Source organism: Streptococcus equinus (genome assembly GCF_049393735.1).
GTDB classification, from domain to species: domain Bacteria; phylum Bacillota; class Bacilli; order Lactobacillales; family Streptococcaceae; genus Streptococcus; species Streptococcus equinus_G.
The window spans coordinates 114,039-136,802 of the sequence record NZ_CP185946.1 but is presented as its reverse complement, the minus strand read 5'-3'; the positions used below and the strand labels follow the sequence as shown (position 1 = coordinate 136,802).

The 22,764-nt window shown below is 36.6% G+C and carries 20 protein-coding genes; 1 reads left to right on the top strand and 19 read right to left on the bottom strand.

Going from position 1 to position 22,764, the window contains the following annotated elements; genetic code table 11:
* The first annotated feature begins 88 nt into the window (after positions 1-88).
* Entirely contained in the window at positions 89-277 is a 189-nt protein-coding gene (locus ACNTMY_RS00865; protein ID WP_423216309.1) for a hypothetical protein, read from the top strand.
* Between the two features lie 72 nt (positions 278-349).
* On the opposite strand, the gene ACNTMY_RS00860 is transcribed toward ACNTMY_RS00865, so the two are convergent.
* From ACNTMY_RS00860 to ACNTMY_RS00770, 19 genes are all read right to left on the bottom strand, one after another.
* Positions 350-634: a hypothetical protein gene (locus ACNTMY_RS00860; protein WP_423216308.1), complete on the bottom strand. Its 285-nt coding sequence runs from the start codon at positions 632-634 to the stop codon at positions 350-352.
* Between the two features lie 901 nt (positions 635-1,535).
* On the bottom strand, positions 1,536-2,393 hold the full coding sequence (locus ACNTMY_RS00855) for a helix-turn-helix domain-containing protein (RefSeq protein ID WP_423216845.1): 858 nt from the start codon (positions 2,391-2,393) through the stop codon (positions 1,536-1,538).
* 139 nt (positions 2,394-2,532) lie between these two features.
* Positions 2,533-4,158, bottom strand: a complete 1,626-nt coding sequence (gene groL / locus ACNTMY_RS00850; RefSeq protein WP_423216307.1) for a chaperonin GroEL — start codon at positions 4,156-4,158, stop codon at positions 2,533-2,535.
* Between the two features lie 50 nt (positions 4,159-4,208).
* Positions 4,209-4,493, bottom strand: coding sequence for a co-chaperone GroES (gene groES / locus ACNTMY_RS00845; protein WP_021141467.1), 285 nt, complete (start codon positions 4,491-4,493; stop codon positions 4,209-4,211).
* Positions 4,494-4,670: 177 nt separating this feature from the next.
* Positions 4,671-5,474, bottom strand: coding sequence for an ABC transporter ATP-binding protein (locus tag ACNTMY_RS00840; RefSeq protein WP_024344513.1), 804 nt, complete (start codon positions 5,472-5,474; stop codon positions 4,671-4,673).
* On the bottom strand, positions 5,474-7,444 hold the full coding sequence (locus ACNTMY_RS00835; protein WP_423216306.1) for an ABC transporter substrate binding protein: 1,971 nt from the start codon (positions 7,442-7,444) through the stop codon (positions 5,474-5,476). Before ACNTMY_RS00835 ends, ACNTMY_RS00840 begins: the two co-directional genes overlap by 1 nt.
* Before the next feature lie 496 nt (positions 7,445-7,940).
* Complete coding sequence (locus ACNTMY_RS00830) at positions 7,941-9,020, bottom strand: hypothetical protein (protein ID WP_423216305.1); 1,080 nt, start codon at positions 9,018-9,020, stop codon at positions 7,941-7,943.
* On the bottom strand, positions 9,020-9,826 hold the full coding sequence (locus ACNTMY_RS00825; protein WP_423214270.1) for a YiiX/YebB-like N1pC/P60 family cysteine hydrolase: 807 nt from the start codon (positions 9,824-9,826) through the stop codon (positions 9,020-9,022). The genes ACNTMY_RS00830 and ACNTMY_RS00825 overlap by 1 nt, the downstream gene beginning before the upstream one ends.
* A 97-nt stretch (positions 9,827-9,923) precedes the next feature.
* Positions 9,924-10,778, bottom strand: coding sequence for an Rgg/GadR/MutR family transcriptional regulator (locus ACNTMY_RS00820; RefSeq protein WP_423216304.1), 855 nt, complete (start codon positions 10,776-10,778; stop codon positions 9,924-9,926).
* A 282-nt stretch (positions 10,779-11,060) separates the two neighbouring features.
* Entirely contained in the window at positions 11,061-11,345 is a 285-nt protein-coding gene (locus ACNTMY_RS00815; protein WP_021141460.1) for a hypothetical protein, read from the bottom strand.
* A gap of 27 nt (positions 11,346-11,372) precedes the next feature.
* Positions 11,373-12,206 (bottom strand): PTS system mannose/fructose/sorbose family transporter subunit IID, encoded by an 834-nt coding sequence (locus ACNTMY_RS00810; RefSeq protein ID WP_423215134.1) that lies wholly within the window; start codon positions 12,204-12,206, stop codon positions 11,373-11,375.
* A gap of 1 nt (position 12,207) precedes the next feature.
* Positions 12,208-13,050 carry a PTS mannose/fructose/sorbose/N-acetylgalactosamine transporter subunit IIC gene (locus tag ACNTMY_RS00805; RefSeq protein WP_134775798.1) on the bottom strand — a complete coding sequence of 281 codons (843 nt, stop codon included), beginning with the start codon at positions 13,048-13,050 and terminating at the stop codon, positions 12,208-12,210.
* 76 nt (positions 13,051-13,126) lie between these two features.
* Positions 13,127-13,621 carry a PTS system mannose/fructose/N-acetylgalactosamine-transporter subunit IIB gene (locus ACNTMY_RS00800; RefSeq protein ID WP_009853259.1) on the bottom strand — a complete coding sequence of 165 codons (495 nt, stop codon included), beginning with the start codon at positions 13,619-13,621 and terminating at the stop codon, positions 13,127-13,129.
* 21 nt (positions 13,622-13,642) lie between these two features.
* Entirely contained in the window at positions 13,643-14,071 is a 429-nt protein-coding gene (locus ACNTMY_RS00795) for a PTS sugar transporter subunit IIA (RefSeq protein ID WP_003067864.1), read from the bottom strand.
* A gap of 165 nt (positions 14,072-14,236) precedes the next feature.
* Positions 14,237-15,544, bottom strand: coding sequence for an ABC transporter substrate-binding protein (locus tag ACNTMY_RS00790; RefSeq protein WP_423216844.1), 1,308 nt, complete (start codon positions 15,542-15,544; stop codon positions 14,237-14,239).
* The gene (locus ACNTMY_RS00785) at positions 15,531-16,214 is read right to left on the bottom strand and encodes a response regulator transcription factor (protein ID WP_009853257.1); all 684 of its coding nucleotides are present in this window, start codon (positions 16,212-16,214) and stop codon (positions 15,531-15,533) included. The genes ACNTMY_RS00790 and ACNTMY_RS00785 overlap by 14 nt, the downstream gene beginning before the upstream one ends.
* A complete protein-coding gene (locus ACNTMY_RS00780; RefSeq protein ID WP_423216303.1) occupies positions 16,211-17,527 on the bottom strand; it encodes a sensor histidine kinase in 1,317 nt (438 codons plus the stop codon). Before ACNTMY_RS00780 ends, ACNTMY_RS00785 begins: the two co-directional genes overlap by 4 nt.
* The gene (locus ACNTMY_RS00775; RefSeq protein WP_423216302.1) at positions 17,527-18,492 is read right to left on the bottom strand and encodes a sugar ABC transporter substrate-binding protein; all 966 of its coding nucleotides are present in this window, start codon (positions 18,490-18,492) and stop codon (positions 17,527-17,529) included. The genes ACNTMY_RS00780 and ACNTMY_RS00775 overlap by 1 nt, the downstream gene beginning before the upstream one ends.
* Before the next feature lie 166 nt (positions 18,493-18,658).
* Positions 18,659-22,633: a GH32 C-terminal domain-containing protein gene (locus tag ACNTMY_RS00770; protein WP_423216301.1), complete on the bottom strand. Its 3,975-nt coding sequence runs from the start codon at positions 22,631-22,633 to the stop codon at positions 18,659-18,661.
* Between the last annotated feature and the right edge of the window lie 131 nt (positions 22,634-22,764).

The following is a 22,764-nucleotide window of genomic DNA, read 5'->3' as shown; positions in this document are numbered from 1 at the left end:
ATACTACAGACACAGCTTTTTTACGATTATTTTACTTGTTAAAAACAGCTAAAAACGATACCATAAAAACATCAAAGGAGATTTAAAAATGTTCAAAAAAGAGTTGTTAGGAGCGATGATATTATCTGCTTTAACCATGATTTTTATTATCATTAACACTTATTTTCCAGCACTGGCTAAAGTCATTGATTTCATTGTTTTTTGGGCTTGTGCACTATTTTTACTTTATCACATTATTTTTATTATTTGTGCAAAAATAAAATCTCGAAAAAAGTAAACCCTATTTGTTTAGGATTTACTTTAATCAGTTTATTCCTTAAAAAGAGTTAGAAAAACCATCATAAATCTCTTAAGAAAACCAGCCGGTAACATTGAGCCATCCTTTGTAGCGATTGGCTCTTTTTTGCATAAATAACTGCAGGTCAACTAATTCTTGAGAAGGGTTAGAAACTAAGTATTTGTTAATAAATGATCCTAATCGCATAATCTCAATATCAGAATTAGCACTCTTTTGTATTTTGTCAGCAGCAAGAGAAATTAAGTCATAAAATTCCTTATCCTTTTGTACAGATTCGAGTTGCTGCACCTTAGTCAATAAGTCTAAAAATTCTTCGTCAACTTTTCGTTTCATCATAATCATCACCCACAAAATTTGAAAGATTTTTTACGACACTTTTAGCAGAATAAACTCGCAAACGCAAAGTCGTTTACGCACTTAGTTTAGCACAGATTATTATAATTATCTAAAATTATCATATAAGAAAATAAAACAAAAAAACGAGCTCTACCAAATCAAAGAGTTCGTTTTTTCTAAGTTTTTTAGTGTAGCTGTCAGTCTTTTCAGAAAGTTATACAGTCAAGCTGCACCAACATATTTTCAGCTGCCCCCAACCGAAAATATGATGTTAAAAATAAGTCTATGAGAATGTTTATAAAATGATTTCAATGTGTGAACAATCAAAGAGCTTAAACACTCTCGATAAACCCCATCTCATGTCATATCTCTCGGAAATGTACTAATTTTGTCATTGAACGTATAATACTACTAATACTACAGACGGTGTCGCTCAATCAAGAAAAAAAGATATGACTTGTACATCTCAATCCTACAATCAAGATGCCATTATTAGCAAATGCTAATTCTCCTGGATAAGATCCATCCCTTTGAAATGATACTTGTTTTTCATATGACTCCCAAAAATCAAAAGCTCCCAAACAATTGACCCTTTCATATGAAAAACGCTTGCCTAACCAAGTAAAGTATCACTCCATGTAAGTATCTCAAATACTTACGGATATAATATACCATGAAAAAAATCTATTATTCCAAATTCGCAAATATGAAAATTTGTATTCTATATTTTCATATATGATAATTTCCTATTTTACCCCCTTTTTAAGGTAAAATAATAGCTAAGGAGGTCAGCAATATGGTAAAAAAATTAATTTTACTCTTAACAATTCTTCTAACATTTAGAATTTGGCCTTTCTAATCCAATTTTTGTTCTCTCTAAAGTTAAGACTAGGGAAATTCCCTAGTCTTTTTTGTATAATTCAAGAAAAGTCTCTAAATGCGTTTCTAAAAGCTTTGCCATAGTAGAGTTTCCAAGCTTTTCAACCATTTCAATACAATCTCTCATCGGCATAACATCATCAGACTCGCCTTTCAGATAAGCTAAAGTATCTTTTAAAAAGGTCAAAAAAATCACGGTGAACATATCTTGATAATTAATCATGCTCTCAAGCTTATTTAAAAAATACTTTGTGTAGTAAAGTTGCTTGCGCTCAATCAAAGTCAAAATGATATTGATAAAAGTAAGCTGCGCTGCTTTTTTATGCTGAGGAAGCGCAAGGTAAAATTCATCACGCTCAGCAAATGCTTTCCCCAAGAAAATCAAATCATCATTGGACAAAATTGACATGGTATTTCCAAAAAGATAAAGCTCATACTCTGTCCACTGCTCAATACCATAAAGATAATGTGTCAAAAAATGCTTGTCATCTTCTTTAATCTCATAACTCGAATCAAGAGAATAAATGGCACTGACAATATCAATTCGAGTCAGGCGATTGTAAGCATCAAAGTTATCACTAGCCTCAAAATGTTTGAGCATGTCTTTCAAACCAGCAATATCCCCAGCAATTTGCAAAGTTGCTAGCTGATTTCCGATTTTGTGGTAAGAGCTTGCTCGGTAATGATTAAGAGCATAACCAAATTCTGAAAAGCTCATGTGGATGCCTGAAATAGCTGTTAGTAACTTATCTGCTGTCAGCATGCTTTTACCATTTTCAAATTTTGATAATTGTGACACTGATAAACCATCATGCGCAACATCTTTCAGCTTTAAACCACGCGCCACACGTAATTCGCGGTATAATTCACCTAAGCTCATCAATTCTTTTTCATCCAATACAGCACACCTCCTTTATCAAGAATCCTTTTTTCATTATATCAAATTTTCAACTAAGATATGCAGACATACAAAAAGAGCACCTCAAATGAGGTGTTCTTCTATTTATTCGTTATTCAGATTAGAAACCGCCCATCATTGATGGATCCATTCCTGGTGCAGCTGGTGCTTTAGCAGGTTCTGGATGGTTAGCAACAACAGCTTCTGTTGTAAGGATAAGGCTTGCTACTGAAGCAGCATTTTGAAGAGCTGAACGAGTTACTTTAACTGGGTCGATGATACCAGCTTCAACCATGTTCACCCATTCACCGTTAGCAGCGTTAAATCCTGTACCAACTTCTGAATTTTTCAAGCGTTCAATGATAACTGAACCTTCATAACCAGCGTTGAAAGCAATTTGGCGAACTGGTTCTTCTAGAGCACGAAGAACAATGTTACGACCTGTAGCTTCATCACCTTCAAGTTCAAGTTCAGCAACTTTTGAAATAACGTTAACAAGAGCTGTACCACCACCAGCGACAATACCTTCTTCAACGGCTGCACGTGTAGCGTTAAGAGCATCTTCAATACGCAATTTCATTTCTTTAAGAGCAGTTTCTGTAGCTGCACCAACTTTGATAACTGCAACTCCACCAGCTAATTTAGCCAAGCGTTCTTGCAATTTTTCACGGTCAAATTCTGATGTTGTTGAAACAAGTTGTGATTTAATCACGTTAACACGGTTAGCGATAGCTGTCGCATCACCAGCACCTTCAACAATAACAGTACTATCTTTATCAACCGTTACTTTAGCAGCTTGACCAAGAGCAGTCATGTTAGCATCTTTCAAATCAAGACCAAGGTCTTCTGTAATAACAGTCGCACCAGTCAAAATGGCGATATCTTCAAGCATTGCTTTACGACGGTCACCAAATCCAGGAGCTTTAACAGCTACAACGTTGAAAGTACCACGGATTTTGTTAAGTACAAGTGTTGGAAGAGCTTCACCATCAACGTCATCAGCGATGATAAGAAGTGGACGACTTGTTTTAAGAACTTCTTCAAGAAGTGGCAAGATATCTTGAATGTTTGAGATTTTCTTATCTGTAATCAAGATGTATGGATTTTCAAGGTCTGCAACCATTTTTTCGTTGTCAGTAACCATGTATTGTGAAAGGTATCCACGGTCAAATTGCATACCTTCTACCACATCAAGTTCTGTTTCCATACCACGTGATTCTTCGATTGTGATAACACCATCGTTACCAACTTTTTCCATAGCTTCTGAAATGTATTCACCAACTTTTTCAGAACGTGATGAAACGGCAGCAACTTGTGCAATAGCTTCTTTGTTAGCAACTGGTTGAGCAATTGATTTCAATTCATCAACAGCAACTTTAACAGCTGATTCGATACCACGACGGATGCCGATTGGGTTAGCACCTGCAGTAACATTTTTAAGACCTTCACGAACGATTGCTTGTGTCAAAACTGTGGCAGTTGTTGTACCGTCACCAGCAATGTCATTTGTTTTAGAAGCAACTTCTGATACAAGTTTTGCTCCCATGTTTTCAAAATGGTCTTCTAGTTCGATTTCTTTGGCGATTGTGACACCATCATTTGTGATAAGTGGTGAGCCAAATGATTTTTCAAGAACTACGTTACGACCTTTAGGGCCTAAGGTTACTTTAACTGTATCTGCTAAAATATCTACCCCACGCATCATGCTTGCGCGTGCATCTGATGAAAATTTAATATCTTTTGCCATATCTATTCCTCTGTTTGATTTCTATTAATATACTATTTTATTAATCTATCTTACGCCAATACGGCTAAAATTTCAGCTTCACGAACGATAGTCACAGTGTCTTCACCATCTTTTACTTCGACACCTGCACCGTTTTCGATAATAACTTTATCGCCAGCTGCAACACTTGGTGCTACCAATTCACCTGTCAATGTACGAGCACCTGTACCAACAGCTACAACAGTTGCTGTTTGAGTTCTTTCTTTGCCTGCGCCAGCAAGGACAAAACCACCAACTGTTTGTTCTTTTTCTTCTTCAACTTTCAAGACCACACGGTCACCTAATGGTTTCAACATGCTTTTGCCTCCAATATTTTTATTATCGTTAGCACTCTTTGTACTAGAGTGCTAATATCTACAAAAACTATTCTAACACTTGGTCAGAAATAGTCAAGAAAAAAACACTATTTATCAAAAATAAGCTGAGCCTATTTCCTCATTGTCAAAAGGAAGTTTTGCTCAGCTTTTACTATTTTATCCCAAGACCAGAGCATCGTCATTTAGGACTTGACCACTGTTTTTGTGGAAGAGGTCCATAAGTTGAGCAACGGTGAGATTTTTCTTTTCTTCGCCACGAACATCAACAACGATTTTACCATGATAAAGCATGACCAGACGGTTACCATACTCAATAGCATGTTCCATGTTGTGAGTAATCATCAAGGTTGTAAGTTCTTGTTCTTCAACTACTTTTTTAGTCAGCTGCATAACCATGTCACTCGTTTTTGGGTCAAGCGCGGCTGTGTGTTCATCAAGAAGAAGAATTTTTGGTCGAACCAAGGTCGCCATAGCAAGAGTCAATGCTTGACGTTGACCACCTGATAGAAATGCCGCATCTGTTTTCATGCGATTTTCCAAACCTAAACCAAGCTCGGCTAATTTTTCCTTGAACAATTGACGTTCTGTTTCTGTGATTGATTTTTTGAAGAAACTGCGTTTTTTACCACGACGGTAGGCAATTGCCATATTTTCTTCAATGGTTAGATTCGTCGCTGTTCCCATGCGTGGATCTTGGAAAACACGGCTAATATCTTTTGAACGTGCAGCAACAGACGCTTTTCGAATTGACTGACCATCAAGCACGATATCTCCTTCATCAATCTCAACAACGCCTGCAATAGAATTCATCAGCGTTGATTTTCCAGCACCATTTCCACCAATGACAGAGATGAAATCCCCTTGTTCAATATCCAAATCAAGACCACGTAACACGTGATTTTCGTTGACCGTACCTTTTTCAAATGTTTTATGAATAGTTGATAAGCTTAAAAGTGCCATTATTCGTTACCTCCTGGTGTCAATGTTTTTGAGGGTTTAATATGAAGTTTATTTCTGATTTCTGGAACGTAGAGAATAAGAGCAAGAAGAACTGCTGACGCTAGTTTAAGCATTTGAGCATCCACGTTCATGGCTAAGATGATAACAAGAACCAAACGATACAAAATTGAACCAAGAACGATTGACCAGAGACGTTTACCAAGCGGCAAGTATTTGACGATAACTTCCGCAAGGATAATAGATGCCAAGCCGTTAACGATTGTTCCTGTTCCCATATTCATATCAGCGTAGCCATTATTTTGTGCTAAAAGTGAGCCTGCAAGAGCAATCAAGCCATTTGAAATCATGTAACCAAAGATTTTCATGCGGTCAACTTTAATCCCATTTGCTTCACCCATAGCAAGATTGTCTCCTGTCGCACGAAGAGCGAGCCCAAGTTGCGTGTTCAACAACACAACAAGTAAAAGAATCACCAAAGCTACAAAAATCACACCAATCAAAATCACAGCATTAAGTTTTGAAAGACTAAGTGCTGATGTCAGTACTGTAACCAAAGTTGTTTGCCCAGCTAGTGACACATTGGCACTTCCTAAAACCAAAAGATTAACAGAATAAAGAGCTGTCAAAACGATAATCCCTGTTAGCAGTGCTGGAATTTTCATCTTAGTATGCAAGAACCCAGCTACCGCACCTGCAAGCATACCAGCAACAAAACCACCAATAGTCGCAATCAACGGATTAATACCATTGACAATCATGATTGCTGTTGAAGCTGCTCCGAGAGGGAATGAACCTTCTGCTGAAAGGTCAGCAATATCCAAAATACGAAATGTAATGAATACACCGATCGCCATAATAGCCCACAAGAGTCCTTGTGAAATAGCAGTTAGGATAATATCAAGCCAAGCATTTGACGTTTTCTTATCAGACTGACTAGTTTTTTTAGGAGTAGCTGTTGTTGTCTTGCGACTATCTGTCGTAGTTGTTTGTGTCTCTTCAGAAGAGGCTTCTGTTGATTCATCCTTAATGCTAGTCAAATCAATGCCAAGCGTTTTAGCCATGTCATCATTTGCAACAACATTAAGTGTTTTAGGGTATTCTGCTGAAACCTTGCTAACATCTTCACCCTTGATGATACGCACAGCTAATTTTGCCGTCTGGCGGCCAAGCGCTTCGTAGTTAGCACCGTAAGTAAAGAGCACGCCTTGCTCAACGATATCTGCTGAACCACCGACAACAGGAACTTTCATTTCTTTTGATAATTCTGTGATTAGCGAAATCGCACTGACAATCATGTTATCTGTTGGAATAAAAAGGACTTGTGTTTGGCTCATCAAACTTTTGGCTGTGTCCTGTACATCATTTGTTGATGAAATTCCTTTTGTCAAAACATCAATTCCAGCTTTAGCAAATTCTTTTTGTGCTTCTTCAACTTGAACCTCTGAATTACGCTCATTAGTGGTGTACATGATGCCGACTTTTTTCACGTTAGGCATGACTTTTTGCAGTAGTTCCACCTGTTTTGAAATTGGAGACATGTCACTTGTTCCTGTGGCAATGCCTTCAGGATTTTCCATAGTCTTGACCAATTTTGCTGATACTGGGTCCGTTACTGCTGTAAACAACACCGGAACATCTGTTGATAGATTTGACAATGTTTGCGCAGCCGGTGTCGCAATCCCTAAAATCAAATCATTATTTGACAACAAATTTGTTGAAATGGTTTGAAGATTTGACTGGTCACCTTGAGCATTTTCATAATCTAATTTAAGGTTTTTCCCATCAACATAACCTTCTTTTTTCAATTCAGCGACAAATCCCTTGCGAGCTGCACTCAGAGAAGGGTGTTCCACATACTGAAGAATCCCAATATGAACCACATCTTTATTTGCATTTTTTGATGATGAACATCCACCTAAGGTGAGCGCGGCTAACATGACAGCCATCAAAGCTGCTAAACATTTTTTCATAATGACCTACCTTTACTTTTTGCCAGCTTGCCTTACTTAACAAAAGACAAGATATTAATAATTTTTCCTAAATCAACCACAATAAAAACCAGCTAACTCAAAAGTCTAACTGGTTTTTTGGCGTATACAAAAAGTAAAAAATACCTGAAAGCCAGTTAGATCTCTAAGTATCTAATCGGCTTTTTCAAAACAGTCAAAATGCTTTAGCTTCATAGATACAAACGCAGGTGACGTTTGCATCCATGATTGGCTACAAACGTCTATCTAAAGAAACTAAAGTAATAGTATCGATTCAGTTTTTTAGTCAGAATAGACGAATTTTTAAGCATACTATTTTCTCCTGTTAAGATTCACAAATCAATGAGTGCTAGGTATTGAATTGCGTAAATTGTTTTTGATTGTTTACAGTTTACCCCTATTTTATCTATTTGTCAATATATTTTTAAAATTCAGAAAAATAAAATTTTATCTCCAAATGAAGGCATATACTCCCGCTTTACTTGCTAAAAATAACAGCATCTGCATTATCAATGTCATATTTTGATAAATCATAAACCGTTTTTTCTTGTGTATCCGCAGAGTATTTTACTAAATGTTCATTAAATAAAAAGTAGTAATCTGAATCTCTCTGCGTGAAAAAGACTTCTTGGATTCCCAAAGCAATTTCTGGGAAAGTAAGTTGGGTCTGAGAAAGGGTTTCTAAGTCAATGATTGTCCAAGTGTAATCAGCAACATAGAGCGGGTCATGAAGAACTAGCAATTGATGACGAGACTTGTCATAATAAATAAATTTTGGGTATTCAAACTCAGTTTCAATACGACTAATTTCACCGTTTGCAAGATTATATACAAGAATATGTTGCCCGCCATCTGGCTCACCATCCTCACGAATCCCCTCTTTAGCAGCTGTCATATAAAGTTTCCCGTCTGCTTCAACCATTCGAAAATAACCACCCTCGGTATAGTTGAGATCAATTTTATCTTGAATTTCTAGCTGCTTATTCATCACCCATAGATAATTAGAGCTAGTTCCGGTCTCATTGTCCACAGAGCCCACAAGCACATAAATAGTGTCGCCAACAAAAATGATTTCATTGGTGAGATTCATTACACCCGCTTCTTTAATTGTTTTTTTAGCAACTTGATGTAGATTGGTATCGTATTTATAAAAATCAGTATGTCCTAAGAAAACGGCAGTTGTGTAAATATATTCTCCATCACTAGTTGAACCATAGATGTCATTACCGCCAACTTTAGTCAATTTACTTTTTAAAGTTTTGGGTTCTATATCGAATAGATAAACTTGATATGAATCCGCGGATTCATGGGTTCTACCATATAACCTGCCTTTAACACATTGCAAGCGTTCTTGCCAAATGCCAAGATTTTTATCAAATAATTGTCGTGTTTCAACCTTTTCCAGCTGATTGTTATCAGTTTTAAATGTCGTAATCCGATTGCCGTGCGAAATTGCCAAATCATATGCTTTTGCTGGCTTACTCGTTGCCTTACTCTGACAACCCGATAATCCCAAAACAACCACCGCTAATAAAATTAGCCAAGATTTCTTTTTCATTATGATGTCCTATTTCTATAGATAACTTGTGTTTTATTGTTTACTAATTCAAATGGATGAATAGCTGTTCCCCACGCTGCTGTTCCGATATCAACTCCTGTGGTATCCTTATATGCTGCCCAAACAAGCTGTGAACAATAAAAGCTACTTCTAGTATTAATATTAGTAAATGATTTATTGTATGGTTTTCCAATTTGCTTAGCTGCCCACTGTGCAGCTTTTCTATCTTGTGTTACTGTGGTTGACTTCACACCTAGTTGAACTACTGTATTTCCCGAAAAGCGAGAACCCCAGCTTCCATACTTAGGCTGAACACCATCTGAAGGATTTGCTTCAATTACACTATCGTAGTATGGTGCTGCAGCCACAATACCCGCATGACCATTGTTAAATAAAGGACTTTTAGCATGAGAATCTGTAATACAAATGACTCCATCTCTCCACGACCAAGTTCCTAACTTCTTACCATTGATACCTGAAATAGTCGCACTATTTTCTTTAGCAAGGTCATTTTCTTCCTTATCAAAAACAATCGGTGCTTCTTCAAGCTTATCAAGTGCCTCATTTTCCCATTGTTGAATTTCCTGTGGAGTAAACAAATCACTTTCACTTATCACATCGTCCGCAAAACATACTGTTGAACAACTCAAATACAATAAACATGAACTTAGAATAAATAATTTCTTCATAATCTTTTCCCTTAACATAGACATATTAAAAATTAATTTCACAAGTACTTGTAAAAACAAATATATCAAAAAATTAGTCCATTTTATTATTTTCGCAAATTTGATAATTACTGCCATCTTCATTTTCTAATTTTACAATTGATGTCCACACACCTATTGATTAATGTAATACTATTAGGCAAAAAGGTTTAAAATATTGAAATAAAAAATTACCCTAAATCTTTTTTATCCACTGATTAAAATTCTCTTCAAATGAAGCCGCTAATTCTGTACAGCCAAGGGTTCGTATAGCTTGAAGATGTTGTATAATCCTTTTTTTATCTTTTACAGCAGATTCTTGATACTCTAAATAAAGCTTAAAAAAATTCAACGTTGCATGTTCAAATAAATCTGAGTAGCGTAAATCATTTTCTAGCTCAGTAATAAAAAAATTAATATAAACTAATTCATTCCTACTAATTAAAACAGAAATGAGATTAGCCAGTGTACTTCTGTACTGTTTAACATAACTATCCAACTGTCTAAATTTTTTGCTTCTCTCACAGCAAACTTTACCTAAAAAAACTAAATCCAAAGTACTATAAAGTGAAACTGTTGCCCCAAATACATACAATTCATATGCAGTCCAATTTTCTATACTATAAAAATACTGTGTCAATCTTTCAATTTCTGAAAAGGAAATTTCATATTCTTTTTCTATGGATTTAATATTATTTTTAATGATAATCCTCTCAATAAAATCATAGATTGTTCTATCCCCATCTTTTTCTTCTAAAAACTTTTTAAAGCCTTCTACATCTTGTGAAATAAATATTGTAAAAAGTTTATCTGCAAAAATAGTTAAACGATTTGGCTGGTAGTCATCCATAGCGTGTGCAAATTCAGCGAAATTCATATTTAATCCAGAAATTGCTAATAAAAATCTATCTGCATACAACATAGACTGTCCCCGTTCAAATTTTGAAAGTTGCGAAACGGTAAGTTTTTTAGTAGCAATATCCTTAAGTTTAAGCCCCCTTGCCAAACGTAATTCTTTATAAAGTTCCCCTATTTTCTCATTCTTATTCATACAACTTTTCCTTTCACAATACATCAAATACTTTAATATGTGTTTTTGCACAGTCCTCTCTTTTATATTCGTAAACGATTGTATTTATTACTCTAAATTCGCCTTTATCTCTTAGTGTTTGTCAATATATTTTTAAAATTCAGAAAAATAAAACATAAAAAGATTCCTAGCAAGGAGATTACGTACTAGGAACCTTTTTATGTTGAATGTTTGAGTAAGTAATTGTAATTTTTTGTATTGTTATTTCAGAATAGTTTTTAAAAAGAGTTTACACATTTTGATTTAAAATGATTGGAGTTTTGTTTCAAAATCGTCAATAACTTTGGCAAGATTTTTCTTACCATGGTAGATACCATAGCCAAATATTAACATGCCCAAACTTCCAAGGATCATCACGACAAAACCGAGAATTAGCAAAATGATTTGTTTGTTAAAGAAATAAATGAGTAAAAATCCTAAACTCGTTACTGCTAGAAGTAAAGTCAACCAACGACCTAAATTTTCAAGCATATGTTTTTGATAAGCTATTTCAGTTTCATAACCTCTGATAAGTTCTGATTTTGTCATGATATTTCTCCTCTAGAAGTATGTAAATTAGTAAGACAAACCTGGGTTGAAGAAACCAACAAGTACACCGACAAAGGCGATAACTACGAGCAATAGCATAACTTTGATTGGTGAGATGTTTTTCTTAGCCATCAACCACCAGCAGAATACGATGAATAATGCTGTTAGGAAACCTGGGTAAACGGCATCTAATTTGTCTTGAAGAACCAAGTATGGGTTTTTAGGGTTACCAAGTTGGAATGAAGTTTTAACTGATACCCAAGTAGCGGCAACACCACCGACAACCATACCACCAACGATTGATACAGCTTTACGGATAGCTTGACCTTGAGCACCAACTAGGAATTCAACGGCTTTATCACCAAGTTCATAACCTTTGAAGTATGCGAATTTCATACCAAGGTATGCAAGCAAGTTCCATACAACGATGTAGAAAATTGCACCGATTGGAGAACCACCTGTTGAAAGACCAAGGGCAATACCTAAGATAACTGGAATCAAAGTACCAACGACAAGAGAGTCACCGATACCTGCGACTGGTCCCATAAGACCTGCACGAAGTCCGTTGATTGTTTCGTCGTCAACTTCTTCAGAACCATTAGCACGAGCTTCTTCAAGACCTGCTGTGATACCAACGATAAGGGCACCAAGTTGAGGTTCGGTATTGAAGAATGCTGTATATGTTTGCATTGAACGTGCTTGATCTTCTTTGTTATCATATAATTCTTCCACGATTGGTAGCATAGAAGTTAGGTAACCAAATGTTTGCATGTGTTCTTGTGAGAAACATGTCAAGTTACCATAGTACCAATGATGGAAAGATTTCATTAAAGTTTTCTTAGTTAATTTTTTTTGAGCCATCTTAGATATCCTCCTCATCATCGTCAAAGTCATCTGCTGCTGCAGTTGCTTTTACATGTTTAGCCATTTCAAGTTCGTAGAACAATACTGCAAAGATCAATGAAATAACTGCACATGAAACCAAGTTCAAACCAAGTGAAGCCGCCAAAGTAAATCCAACAAAGAATGGAATAAAGTCAATAGCTTTTTCAACAATTTGTTTCAAAAGAATTGCGATTCCGACACATGGTAGCAAAGCACCGACTGTGAAGAGGGTTTTCATTGGGATACCATCCATTGGAAGAGCATCTTTCATTGCTGTTACGGCAGTTGCACCAAGTTTACACATGATCAAAGTTGGAACGAATGAGAAGACGATGTGTGAAACCCAAGGATATAGCCAGTCAACTTTGTAAAGTTGTTTAAAGTTTCCTTTTTCAACAGCGCGCCAACCAATATGTTGCCATACAAGGTTCATTGTAGCTGTTCCGTAGAAAAGAACTGTACCAACAGTACCTACAAGAGTACCCATTGATTTAGCCAAGTTAGCTGCATCAGCAGAGTCAGCTGACAAACCTTGTGAATGGATAGCAACCATTGCCAAAGGAATACCGATATAAGATACAGCACGCACATCGGCTGAAACTGTACCACCAGGAGTTACAAGTGCGATGTAAACCAATTGCATTGCCACACCACAAATGATACCTGTTTTAAGATCTCCTAAAATAAGACCACAGACAAGACCACCGACTAATGGACGACCAAGAGTATAGTTACCAATGGTTGTACCACCAAGACCAGGCATTGAAGACAAACATGCAAACAAACCTAATAAGGCTGCTTGGAACCAAGAAATTGCCATAATACTTCTTCTCCTATATTATTAAAAAAATTTATTAAGTCATCAGAAGCCTTAGCTTCTAGATAAACTATCAATATTAATAACCAAATTTAGATTTGAAATCTGACCAGTAACCGATTGAAACATCAGGTAGAAGTTGGAATTTAACTTTGTAACCTGCTTTTTCGATTGCTTCAATTGCATCAGCTTCTTCTTGTGTGATCGATTGGTTATTACCAAGTTTTACAGCACCTGGACGATCGTTACATGGGCCAACGATGATTTCTTTAACATCGCTTGGAACAAACCCTTGGTCAACCAAAAGTTTTTTCATGTCAATTGGGTTTTTAGTGATAACAAAATATTTTGTATCTGAATCCAAAACTTTTTGTGATTTTTTACCAAAGGCATCTACTGTCCAAACAAAAGTTTTCTTGTCTGAAGCACCTTTATAAGCTTGTGTCAAAACTTTGTTGCTTGCAGCGGCATCGTTTACGGCAATCAATCCATCACATGGATATTCTTTTGCCCAGCGTGTTACAGTTTGGCCGTGGATCATACGGTCGTCAATACGTACAAATGAAACAGTCATTGTTAATCTCCTTTTTAATTATTAAATGTCGTCTTCTTCATCATCTGAAGCAATTTTGAATTCTTGAAGAGCTGCTTGAGCTTCTGGCAAAACAGCTTGAACAAAAGCGTCACCCTCAAGCATATCTTTCATAACTGCTGAGGTAATTGCCATTGGTAAATTCATACCACCTAGGATAACAGCGTCATCAAGTTTGCCAAGTTCGTCCAAAACACTGCAAGCTGTTGTAAGTGGGCTACCACCAACAATATCTGCAAGAACGATAACTGAATCTTCAGCTGTCAAACCTGAAATGGCTTGTCTGAAGTCTTGCGCAAAATCATCAACAGTTTTGCCGTTTTTCAAACCAACTGCAATGACTTGGTCCATCTTATCTTCAGCGAACATAGCCAAAGAAGTTTTGAGACCTTCTGCAAAACCACCATGACTCACCAGTAGTAAATACTTCATAGTTTTATCTCTCCTTATCTGTCTATTATTCTATCAATGTATTAAGCGTTTTCACACTCTCGATTGTCATATCATGGCAATGACAATCGCCATATTGAAAATGACAAATGTCATTTTTAGAAAACATGAAAAAAGCCTGGAACAATTTATTCCAGACTTTCTTTTTTATTTTAAACTATCCTCAATTTCCTTTTGAATAGCAAACAAATCACTATCAATACTGTTATTAGCTAGAGATTTATTGATAATGTAATCCGCTTGATTCATCACGCTGTTGTAAGTTTTAAAGGTTGGTTTAGTCACACCTTGGCTAAGCATGGAATCTAGTGTTGAAACAGTTAATGACTCAGAACCAAAGCCATCTTCTTTCAATTTATCTTCTGTTGCTTGGCTACGCATAACAGATTTCAAAACTGAACTTCCTTGAGAGTAATTAAAGACAGATTGTTGAACTTTTTCATCTGTACACAAGAATTTTAAAAATTGCCAAGCTGCATTGCGATGTTTTGTTTTTGATGAAATTGCATAAAGTGATGTTGAAACTTGCGTTGCATCAACACCTTTTTGGCTGGCTGGCATAGTTACACAAGACCATGAAAATGTTGAATACTTGGCAACGTGGTACGGATAAGGTTTGTAAGTTCGATACATGGCTAATGACATTGGAATGAAGGCAACTTTTCCTTCATCAAAGTCTTTCATTGTCACTTCATAATTTCCATTTAAAGCTTTTAGTTGAGTGATTAAGCCCAATGCTTTTTTAACCTTTTCACTATCAAAATACGCTTTGCTACCTGTTTCATTGAAAAGTTTTGCGCCATAAGCAGCAACAGCTTGCTGCCAAGTATAGCCAACGCAACCATACTGATCAATGACCCCGTCACCATCTGTATCCTTAGTTACTTGTTTACAAATATTATAAAAATCATCAACCGTCCAACCTGATTTTGGAATGCTAATGCCTTCTTTTTCAAGAAGATCAATGTTAATACACATCATGGTTGGATTACTTTCAAACGGTAATGCATAATGGCTATGATTATACTCTCCTGCTTGATAAGATGAATTATAAAAAATGGAATCGTAAAAACTAGTGCTGATACTACTGTCCAAATTTGAAAGAGCTCCAGTTGATGACAAAAGGTTAAAGTCATCTTCTGGCACGATAAACACATCAGGTTGTTTTCCAGCTACAATCTGATCTGTCAACCAAGTTGAATAATCGGCTTTTGAAATCCCACTTTCGTAGACAACCTTGACACTAGGATGGAGTTTTTCAAAGCGTTTAATAGCTGTATCAATCACTTTATAATCATTACCATTTGGTACATCCCAACTGCTGCCAGCATAGACACCAATTTTTAAAATTGTCTTTTGTTGCATTTGATAATAGACATAACCACCAATACAAGCACTTAAAAGAACAATCGCTGAGATCCAAAGTTTTATCTTGGTTAGTTTAGTCATGGTCATCATCCTCAAATGATTTGAGCGTTACGCCTGTCTGAACCGCCCAAATCGCTAACTGCGTACGATCTCTCAAGTTGAGTTTTGACAAAATGTTAGAAAGATAATTACGCACCGTTCCTTCTGACAAATACAACTTCGCAGCAATTTCTTTATTTGACAAACCAAAACCGATTTGTTGAATGATACGCCATTCCATTTTACTAATGTCATGAACCAAGTCATCGTCAACTTGGATAGCAAAATTTGATTGAGCCATTTGTGAAAATAATTTAAAAACCTTGGTTGCAATATCAGGGTTTATCATGGCACGTCCTTCATTGGCGGTTACAACAGCATCATGCAAATCATCCATTGATGTTCCTTTTAACATGTAACCTGTCGCACCATATTTAAGAGCGCTGTAGATAAAATCATCATCATCAAATGTCGTCAAAATGATAACCTTGATATTTGGATAGTTTTCTTTAACTGCTTTGGTACACAAAACACCATCCATTTTTGGCATACGAATATCCATCAAAATAACATCAGGTTTGCTCGTTGGCAGAGTTTCTAGAACCTCTGTTCCATCACTCACAGCACCAACAACTTCAATATCAGGATAAGCTGACAAAACAATCTTCAAAGATTCACGAATCAACTCCTGATCATCTGCAATAAGTACTCGTATCATCCTTCTTCTCCTTGTATTTTAGGGATATGAATCGTTGTAGAAAATCCATCTTTACCAGAAAAGGCAACGCGACCACCAATAATAGCTAAACGTTCTGTCATCTGCGTTAAGCCAAAACCATACTTGATGTTTTCACTTCCTGTTCCATTATCCTTAATCAATAAAACATAATCACTCTCACTGAGCATGCTAATTTTAATCTTGGTTGCACGACCATGTCGCAAAGAATTCGTCACAGATTCCTGAATAACTCGGAAAATAACGTCTTCCTTAGTCTTATCAAAATCCACATTATCCCAGTGATAATTCAAATCAATTTGCAAGTGTGACAGCTCTTGGTACTCTGAAAGCATCTTTTCTAGAGCATCTTTCAACGTACGATTTTCAAGAGCACCTGGTCGCATCTTATTAAGAGAACGTCGAACATCAACAATCCCTTCGCGAACAACATTTGAAACACTGCTTAATTGTTTTTTAGCATGTTCTGGGTCAAGGTCAATCAAAACCGTCACGGCATCAATCCCTGCCGAAATCCCCGTCAAAGCATGTCCAATCGTGTCATGAATTTCACGCGCAATACGTCTACGTTCCCTATCCTCAGTAATCTTTTCAGATACCGCAACGTATTCTTTCAAACGCGTATTGGCTTGCGCAGCCATCAATAACTCTTCCTCAATCTTATGATTTTCTGTCACTGAATAAATAATATAAGTCATCAACGAAATGATAAAGACAATCATATTAAGTGACACCAGCCCATTCTTGATGAACGAAATCACAAGACGTGTACTTGCTGGGAAGAAATTAATGTAAACATCCAAAGCTGGTGTTCTCACCAAAAGCGATAACACATCATAATTTGATAGTAAGAGCGAACCAAAACTAGCTACAATAAAAAGCAGCCAAGCTTTCTTTTCACGAAACGTGTAAAAGTCTGTATATGAAAAGAAAATATCCATGAAAACCAATAAAATCAAGCCGTTATAGGATAATTGCAAAGCAAAAAAAGTTGCAAACAGCAAAATGATTTCAAGAACTGCCAGCCAGTCACGCACCTTAGTTTCTTTTTCAAATTCACGATTTCTGACATACATCACCAAAAGTAAGCCAATAAAAAATAAATTGGATAGCCAAAAAATTCGCTCAGGTGAACTTGGAATAATATTGATTTTTTCTAGCAACGAGCGACTGAAATTATTTTCAATAATGTACTTAGTCGCTGACAGATAAACAGAACTGTAAAAAAGCACCGCCATAAAATTAATGACTAACAATGCACGTTTGGCAACTTCAACATTTTTTAAAATTTTCATTATTGCCACCCCGTTAAATCACTATTTAAGACAGTTTCACTCGTCATGAATTCAACTGGAATAACAATCTCTTTATCTACTTTTTTATCATGATAAAGTCGATACCCAGCTTGAATAGCCTTCTCACCAATGGTCAAAGGTGATTGTGCAACGGTAGCTTGAATAGAGCTAGTTGTTGCTAATAAGTTTTTCATGTCAGGCGAGCCATCAACACCGTAAATTTTAACAGGAGCTGTAACTTTCATATTCTCAATAGCAGCCAGTGCCCCGATTGCAACTTGATCATTAAGCGCCATGACCGTATCAAAATCTACCCCAGAATTGATAACTGACTCAACTTGTGGCATGGCAACCTCAGTCTGACCCAAACAATCTTTTCTATCAACAACTTGATAGCTATCATGTCCCTTGATTGTCGTCAAAAAACCATTGATACGATCTACCGCAGACACCGCTTTTTGGTGTTCTAAAAGTAAAATTTTGGCACTTGACTGAGTCTGCATAAGGTTTTGCGCACATAAAACACCAGCTTGATAGTTATCAGACACAATCGTCGTGTCAACTGGAGAATTATCTGAAAGCTGACTATCCACAACCACAACCTTAATTCCTGTTTCCTTAGCTTTTTTCAAAGCTTTAATCAACTTTTTACTATTGGCATCAACAGGGTTGATGATAATAATATTGACCCTTTTTTTGATAAACAGTTCCACTTGCTGAGTTTGTTTATTAACATCAAGCGCTGGGTCTCGTGTGTAGAGAATATCATTTTTTTCCTCTACAATTTTGTCAATTTCATTATTTAGAACCTTATAGAAATCATTGTTCATGGTCATATAAGTTGCCCCGATTTTGACACGATTTTCATTATAAGGAACCAATTTGTAATGAAGATAAATGCCAAGCATCGTTAGCAGCGCAATAAAAACGCTTACTAATAATGCTATAAGTTTTCCTTTTTTCATTCCCTACCTTCTCTACTTACTCAAAAATCTCAACCGATAATATACAAGTATTATAGCATGTTTAAAATGTCTAGACAATTTGACCTTGATTGACACCTAGCAAGATGACAAAAAAGAAAGGAAAACAAGTGTTCTCCTTTCTTTTATTTCCCTGATATCCTAAATATTATGATTCTTTTTTCTTGAAGAATTGTCCAAAGAATGCTCCCATAGCCGCTAGGATTGATACAATACCAAGTCCAGCAAGATGATTATCTTTTTCACCAGTTTGTGGTAAGACACTTTCTGAAACAACCGCAGATTTTGGAATAACTGGAGCTTTAGCATCTGCAACTTTGACTGATTTAGCAGGCGCTTTAGCTGCCAATGTAGTTGTTGCAACTGCTTGTTCTGAAGGTGTTTCTTCCGGTGTTTGAGGATCTGTTGGCACGACTCCACCATTTTCTTCGCTTTGTGTTGGTTCTTTAGCATCCAAATCTACTACGAAGAAGTTTTGAACCTCAAGCTCTCCATCCCAAAGACCTAGACCAAGATATGGATTATTGAAGAAGTCTTCAACTTGATCAAATGTGTAAGACATTGCCAATTGATTATCAACAAAGACTTGAATAGCATTTGCTGATTTCACCAAACGAACGTGGTGGAATTGATTGTCGTTAATGGCTGCTGTCATTGGTGATTCTGCAATAGTATCACCGTAGAAGCGGAACAAACGAACAGAGTTATTTCCACCGAATTGGATTGTGTAGGCATTGTTAGCATCTGGATTGCCTGAAGCAAAGAAGATATTTACAATTCCGCGACCATATTTGATATCCAAATCCATTTGATAGTTTTCGTATGGCATCTTATCGGCTGCCATGTAAATATCGTTTGAGCCATGGTTTTCAACTTTCAATGATTCACCGTCAGCATGCCAGTCACCAGCAAAGACTTTCACATTTTTAACATTTGTCTTGAAGTTATCTTCTAGAATATCAAGAACGAAATCTTGATAAACTGCTGGGTTAGATTTAGATTGTGCTCTAACAATCACTTGACCTTTCTTAAGTGCTTTAACAAAGACTTGGTTACCAGAAATTTCTGCTGATACATTGCCATCGTTAAGAATTGACCAAAGCAAATCTTGGCTAGCAACTGCTGGAGAAACGTAAGCTTTAACTACTGTGCTGTCACCAACATTCATTCTGACATTCTTAGCAGATGCAGGAACAATACTTTGTGGTTCATTAGTTTCAACTTTATCTTTCCAAATGCTCTTCAATGGGTAAAGAGCAATATCTGCTTTAGCTTCATAACCTTCAGCAAAGACACCTAGACCAAGACTTTGAGGTGATGTGAAGATTTGGTTGGCACCTGCAACAGTATCACCTTTTGTGAAGACTTCAACACTAGCACGGTCAACAAAGATGTGAAGGTCGATACTTCCATCAGCATTGCGTGTTACTGCTTGGCTATCAATATTTCTAAAGAGCTCTGTAAGGATAATTCCTGATTGACTACGGTCGATAGCAACTCGTCCTGTTTGCAAATCAAGGATAATTCCTGATTGACTACGGTCGATAGCAACTCGTCCTGTTTGCAAATCGTAGTAAACCTTAGTTACTTCTCCTGGACCTACTCGAAGGTTGAAACCAACTTTTGTTGTTTGATCACTTGGTTTAAAGTGAGCTACAATTTCATAAGTATCACCTGAGAAGTCTTTAAAGAGGTCATTATCTTTACCAACAACAACGTCTTTGTATTCGACTTTGTGGTCTACATCACGCAAGCTTTCGTACGCTTTAATTGGTGTTTGAGTAAGAACGTATTTATCACCGTCTTTGACAAGACCAAGTGCCAAGTTGAGGTTGAATGTACCATTGAATTTTTGACCAACACGTTCAGCTACAAGGTTACAATAGTTGTCCCAAGTATTCATCCAGTTAAGCTCAATAATTTGAGGAAGTGTAGGATTAGCTTTAGTACCAAAATCTTGTACGTAGTAAGTCATTGCAGCATATGAATCTTTACCAAAGTTCATGATACCATCTGATTCTTGGTAATCAGCATCCGCAACAAATTTCCAGTGTCCATCAACTTGTTTTAAATCACCAACTTTATAGTAACGTCCACCACGAGAAAGAACCCATTTCACTGTGTTACCTTCTGCCATGATTGGATAAAGGTCTGGACATTCTGTATGAAGATCTGGATATGTTGATTCAACAGACCAATTTAGGAGATTGTCTGATGAGTAAATACGAAGTGGTCCACCTGCAAGAACCATGAACCATTTACCTTCCCAACGAAAGACTTTAGGGTCACGGAAATCACGGTTTTGTAATGGGTCAGTTGTCCAGTCAGCCGCAACTTCATCAAGTTTTTGCCAAGTTTTACCTTCATCTTTACTGTATGCAACTTTGATACGTTGACCTTCACCATCAGCTGTAATCAAGGCAACCAAGCCACCTTTGTTACCGTCAAACAAACCGCTTGTGTTGTTATTATCAGCTACGATACAACCTGAGAACATTGCCCCGTTATAGTCTGGATAGAATGCAATTGGTTGATCTTCCCAATGAATCAAATCTGTACTTGTTGCATGTGCCCAGTGCATTGGTCCCCATTGAATATCATCGTAGAATTGGTAGAACATGTGATAAACACCATTGTAGTAAACCAATCCGTTAGGGTCATTTGCCCAGCCATCTTTAACAGAGTAGTGATATTGGTCACGGAAGTTTTCATTATAGTAAACTTCTGCTGATTGACGGCGGTGAACATTGATACGATAAGTTGATGTCACTTCATAACCATCTACTGTGTAAGTACTTGTTACTGTGAGGTAGTTAGCACCAACTGATACTGGAATATCGCTTGGATCTGAGTAGACATTGCCTTGAGCATCTGTCACTTTAATAACTGCAGATGGGTTATTGGTATCAAAACTTAAGTCTACAGTTGAGGCATCATGTGATACGTATTGGATATAAACAGCACCTTCTGGGAAGAATTGTCCCTTAGGTTCAACTGGACCATTTTTTGAAGTAACTGTCACATCTTTAAGAAGTGGTAATTCTTGATCAGTGAGTTCACGGTAAAAAGTATTTTGGAAAATCATTTCACCATTCCAGTTCAAAAGACCGAAATTACCATCTTTGATGTATGTTGTTTGACCAAGGTCATCACGTTGGATAGTGTAGTCACTCAAGTTTGCGACTAAAATACCATTAATGTAGTATGAAATCCAACCATCAGCTGCCACAACTTTCAAGAAATATTTATTGTCAGAGCTTGCTGGGATTTCTTTATCATTGATAAGATTTCCTTCAGCCCAGCGCCATAATCTTGCTTTGTGTGAATTTCCGTCAAGGTTTACAACATAACCTTTTAGATTTTGAGCATCACCAGTTGAACGGAAAACAAGTGAAGCTGCACCTGTATTTTGTAAGAATGTTACATCTGTTTGGAAGACAAAATTTTTACCTGTTGATGTTGAAAAGAGGAAGTTATCACCTTTTCCAACAGCATTACTATACAAACCATCTTCACGAACTTCCCAAACATTTGCATCATAGCTCAAGCCTTGAAGATTTGTATTATAGTTACTTTCTTTTTTCTTAGTCAAATTAGCAGAAAGGGCTTTTTTAGTTTTTTCGGCACTCTCGCTAAGTTGGTCAGCTTTTTGTTTAAGTGAATCAGTCACATCAACTTTTTCTTCAGCATCTGCTGTCTCAGTTTTTTGAGCATCGTCTGAAGTTTCAGTTGTAGATTCTTGATTTTCAGTCACTTGATTTTGTTGTGTAACATCTTGGTTTTCTGTTACTTGATTTTCTTCTGTGACGTTTTGATTTTGCTCTTCAACAACTCCTTGTTCAGTTGGTGTTTGACTTTCTGTAACAGGAGTTTCTACCTGATTAGCAGGTTGTTGTACTTCTTGACCAACTTCAGTTTTTTGTTCTGTACTTGTGTTGTCTGAATTTGTGTTTGTAATCGCTACTAATTCTGTTGATGAAGAAACAGCTTCATCCGCCAAAGCAGGTGTAGCTACAGTTCCTAAGACCATACCACAAACTAAAACACCACAGCCATAAATCCATTGTTTACCGCGTTTGTGCATAAACCAGTTAACACATTTCTTTTCTTGTTCTTTTTTCATAAGTCCTTTCTCCTATTGAAATTTGTCGAAGTAGCTTCAACATTCAACAGAAATAATATTAACAGAAAAAGAAAGCGCTATCACCAGACATTTGTCACAAGCTAAAGATGACAAAAATCAATTTTTTTAAT

Coding starts and splice junctions, on each gene's coding strand:
- ACNTMY_RS00865 (WP_423216309.1), top strand. CDS start 89: ATGTTCAAAAAAGAGTTGTTAGGAGCGATGATATTATCTGCTTTAACC.
- ACNTMY_RS00860 (WP_423216308.1), bottom strand. CDS start 634: ATGATGAAACGAAAAGTTGACGAAGAATTTTTAGACTTATTGACTAAG.
- ACNTMY_RS00855 (WP_423216845.1), bottom strand. CDS start 2,393: ATGAGCTTAGGTGAATTATACCGCGAATTACGTGTGGCGCGTGGTTTA.
- groL (WP_423216307.1), bottom strand. CDS start 4,158: ATGGCAAAAGATATTAAATTTTCATCAGATGCACGCGCAAGCATGATG.
- groES (WP_021141467.1), bottom strand. CDS start 4,493: ATGTTGAAACCATTAGGTGACCGTGTGGTCTTGAAAGTTGAAGAAGAA.
- ACNTMY_RS00840 (WP_024344513.1), bottom strand. CDS start 5,474: ATGGCACTTTTAAGCTTATCAACTATTCATAAAACATTTGAAAAAGGT.
- ACNTMY_RS00835 (WP_423216306.1), bottom strand. CDS start 7,444: ATGAAAAAATGTTTAGCAGCTTTGATGGCTGTCATGTTAGCCGCGCTC.
- ACNTMY_RS00830 (WP_423216305.1), bottom strand. CDS start 9,020: ATGAAAAAGAAATCTTGGCTAATTTTATTAGCGGTGGTTGTTTTGGGA.
- ACNTMY_RS00825 (WP_423214270.1), bottom strand. CDS start 9,826: ATGGCAGTAATTATCAAATTTGCGAAAATAATAAAATGGACTAATTTT.
- ACNTMY_RS00820 (WP_423216304.1), bottom strand. CDS start 10,778: ATGAATAAGAATGAGAAAATAGGGGAACTTTATAAAGAATTACGTTTG.
- ACNTMY_RS00815 (WP_021141460.1), bottom strand. CDS start 11,345: ATGACAAAATCAGAACTTATCAGAGGTTATGAAACTGAAATAGCTTAT.
- ACNTMY_RS00810 (WP_423215134.1), bottom strand. CDS start 12,206: ATGGCTCAAAAAAAATTAACTAAGAAAACTTTAATGAAATCTTTCCAT.
- ACNTMY_RS00805 (WP_134775798.1), bottom strand. CDS start 13,050: ATGGCAATTTCTTGGTTCCAAGCAGCCTTATTAGGTTTGTTTGCATGT.
- ACNTMY_RS00800 (WP_009853259.1), bottom strand. CDS start 13,621: ATGACTGTTTCATTTGTACGTATTGACGACCGTATGATCCACGGCCAA.
- ACNTMY_RS00795 (WP_003067864.1), bottom strand. CDS start 14,071: ATGAAGTATTTACTACTGGTGAGTCATGGTGGTTTTGCAGAAGGTCTC.
- ACNTMY_RS00790 (WP_423216844.1), bottom strand. CDS start 15,544: ATGACCATGACTAAACTAACCAAGATAAAACTTTGGATCTCAGCGATT.
- ACNTMY_RS00785 (WP_009853257.1), bottom strand. CDS start 16,214: ATGATACGAGTACTTATTGCAGATGATCAGGAGTTGATTCGTGAATCT.
- ACNTMY_RS00780 (WP_423216303.1), bottom strand. CDS start 17,527: ATGAAAATTTTAAAAAATGTTGAAGTTGCCAAACGTGCATTGTTAGTC.
- ACNTMY_RS00775 (WP_423216302.1), bottom strand. CDS start 18,492: ATGAAAAAAGGAAAACTTATAGCATTATTAGTAAGCGTTTTTATTGCG.
- ACNTMY_RS00770 (WP_423216301.1), bottom strand. CDS start 22,633: ATGAAAAAAGAACAAGAAAAGAAATGTGTTAACTGGTTTATGCACAAA.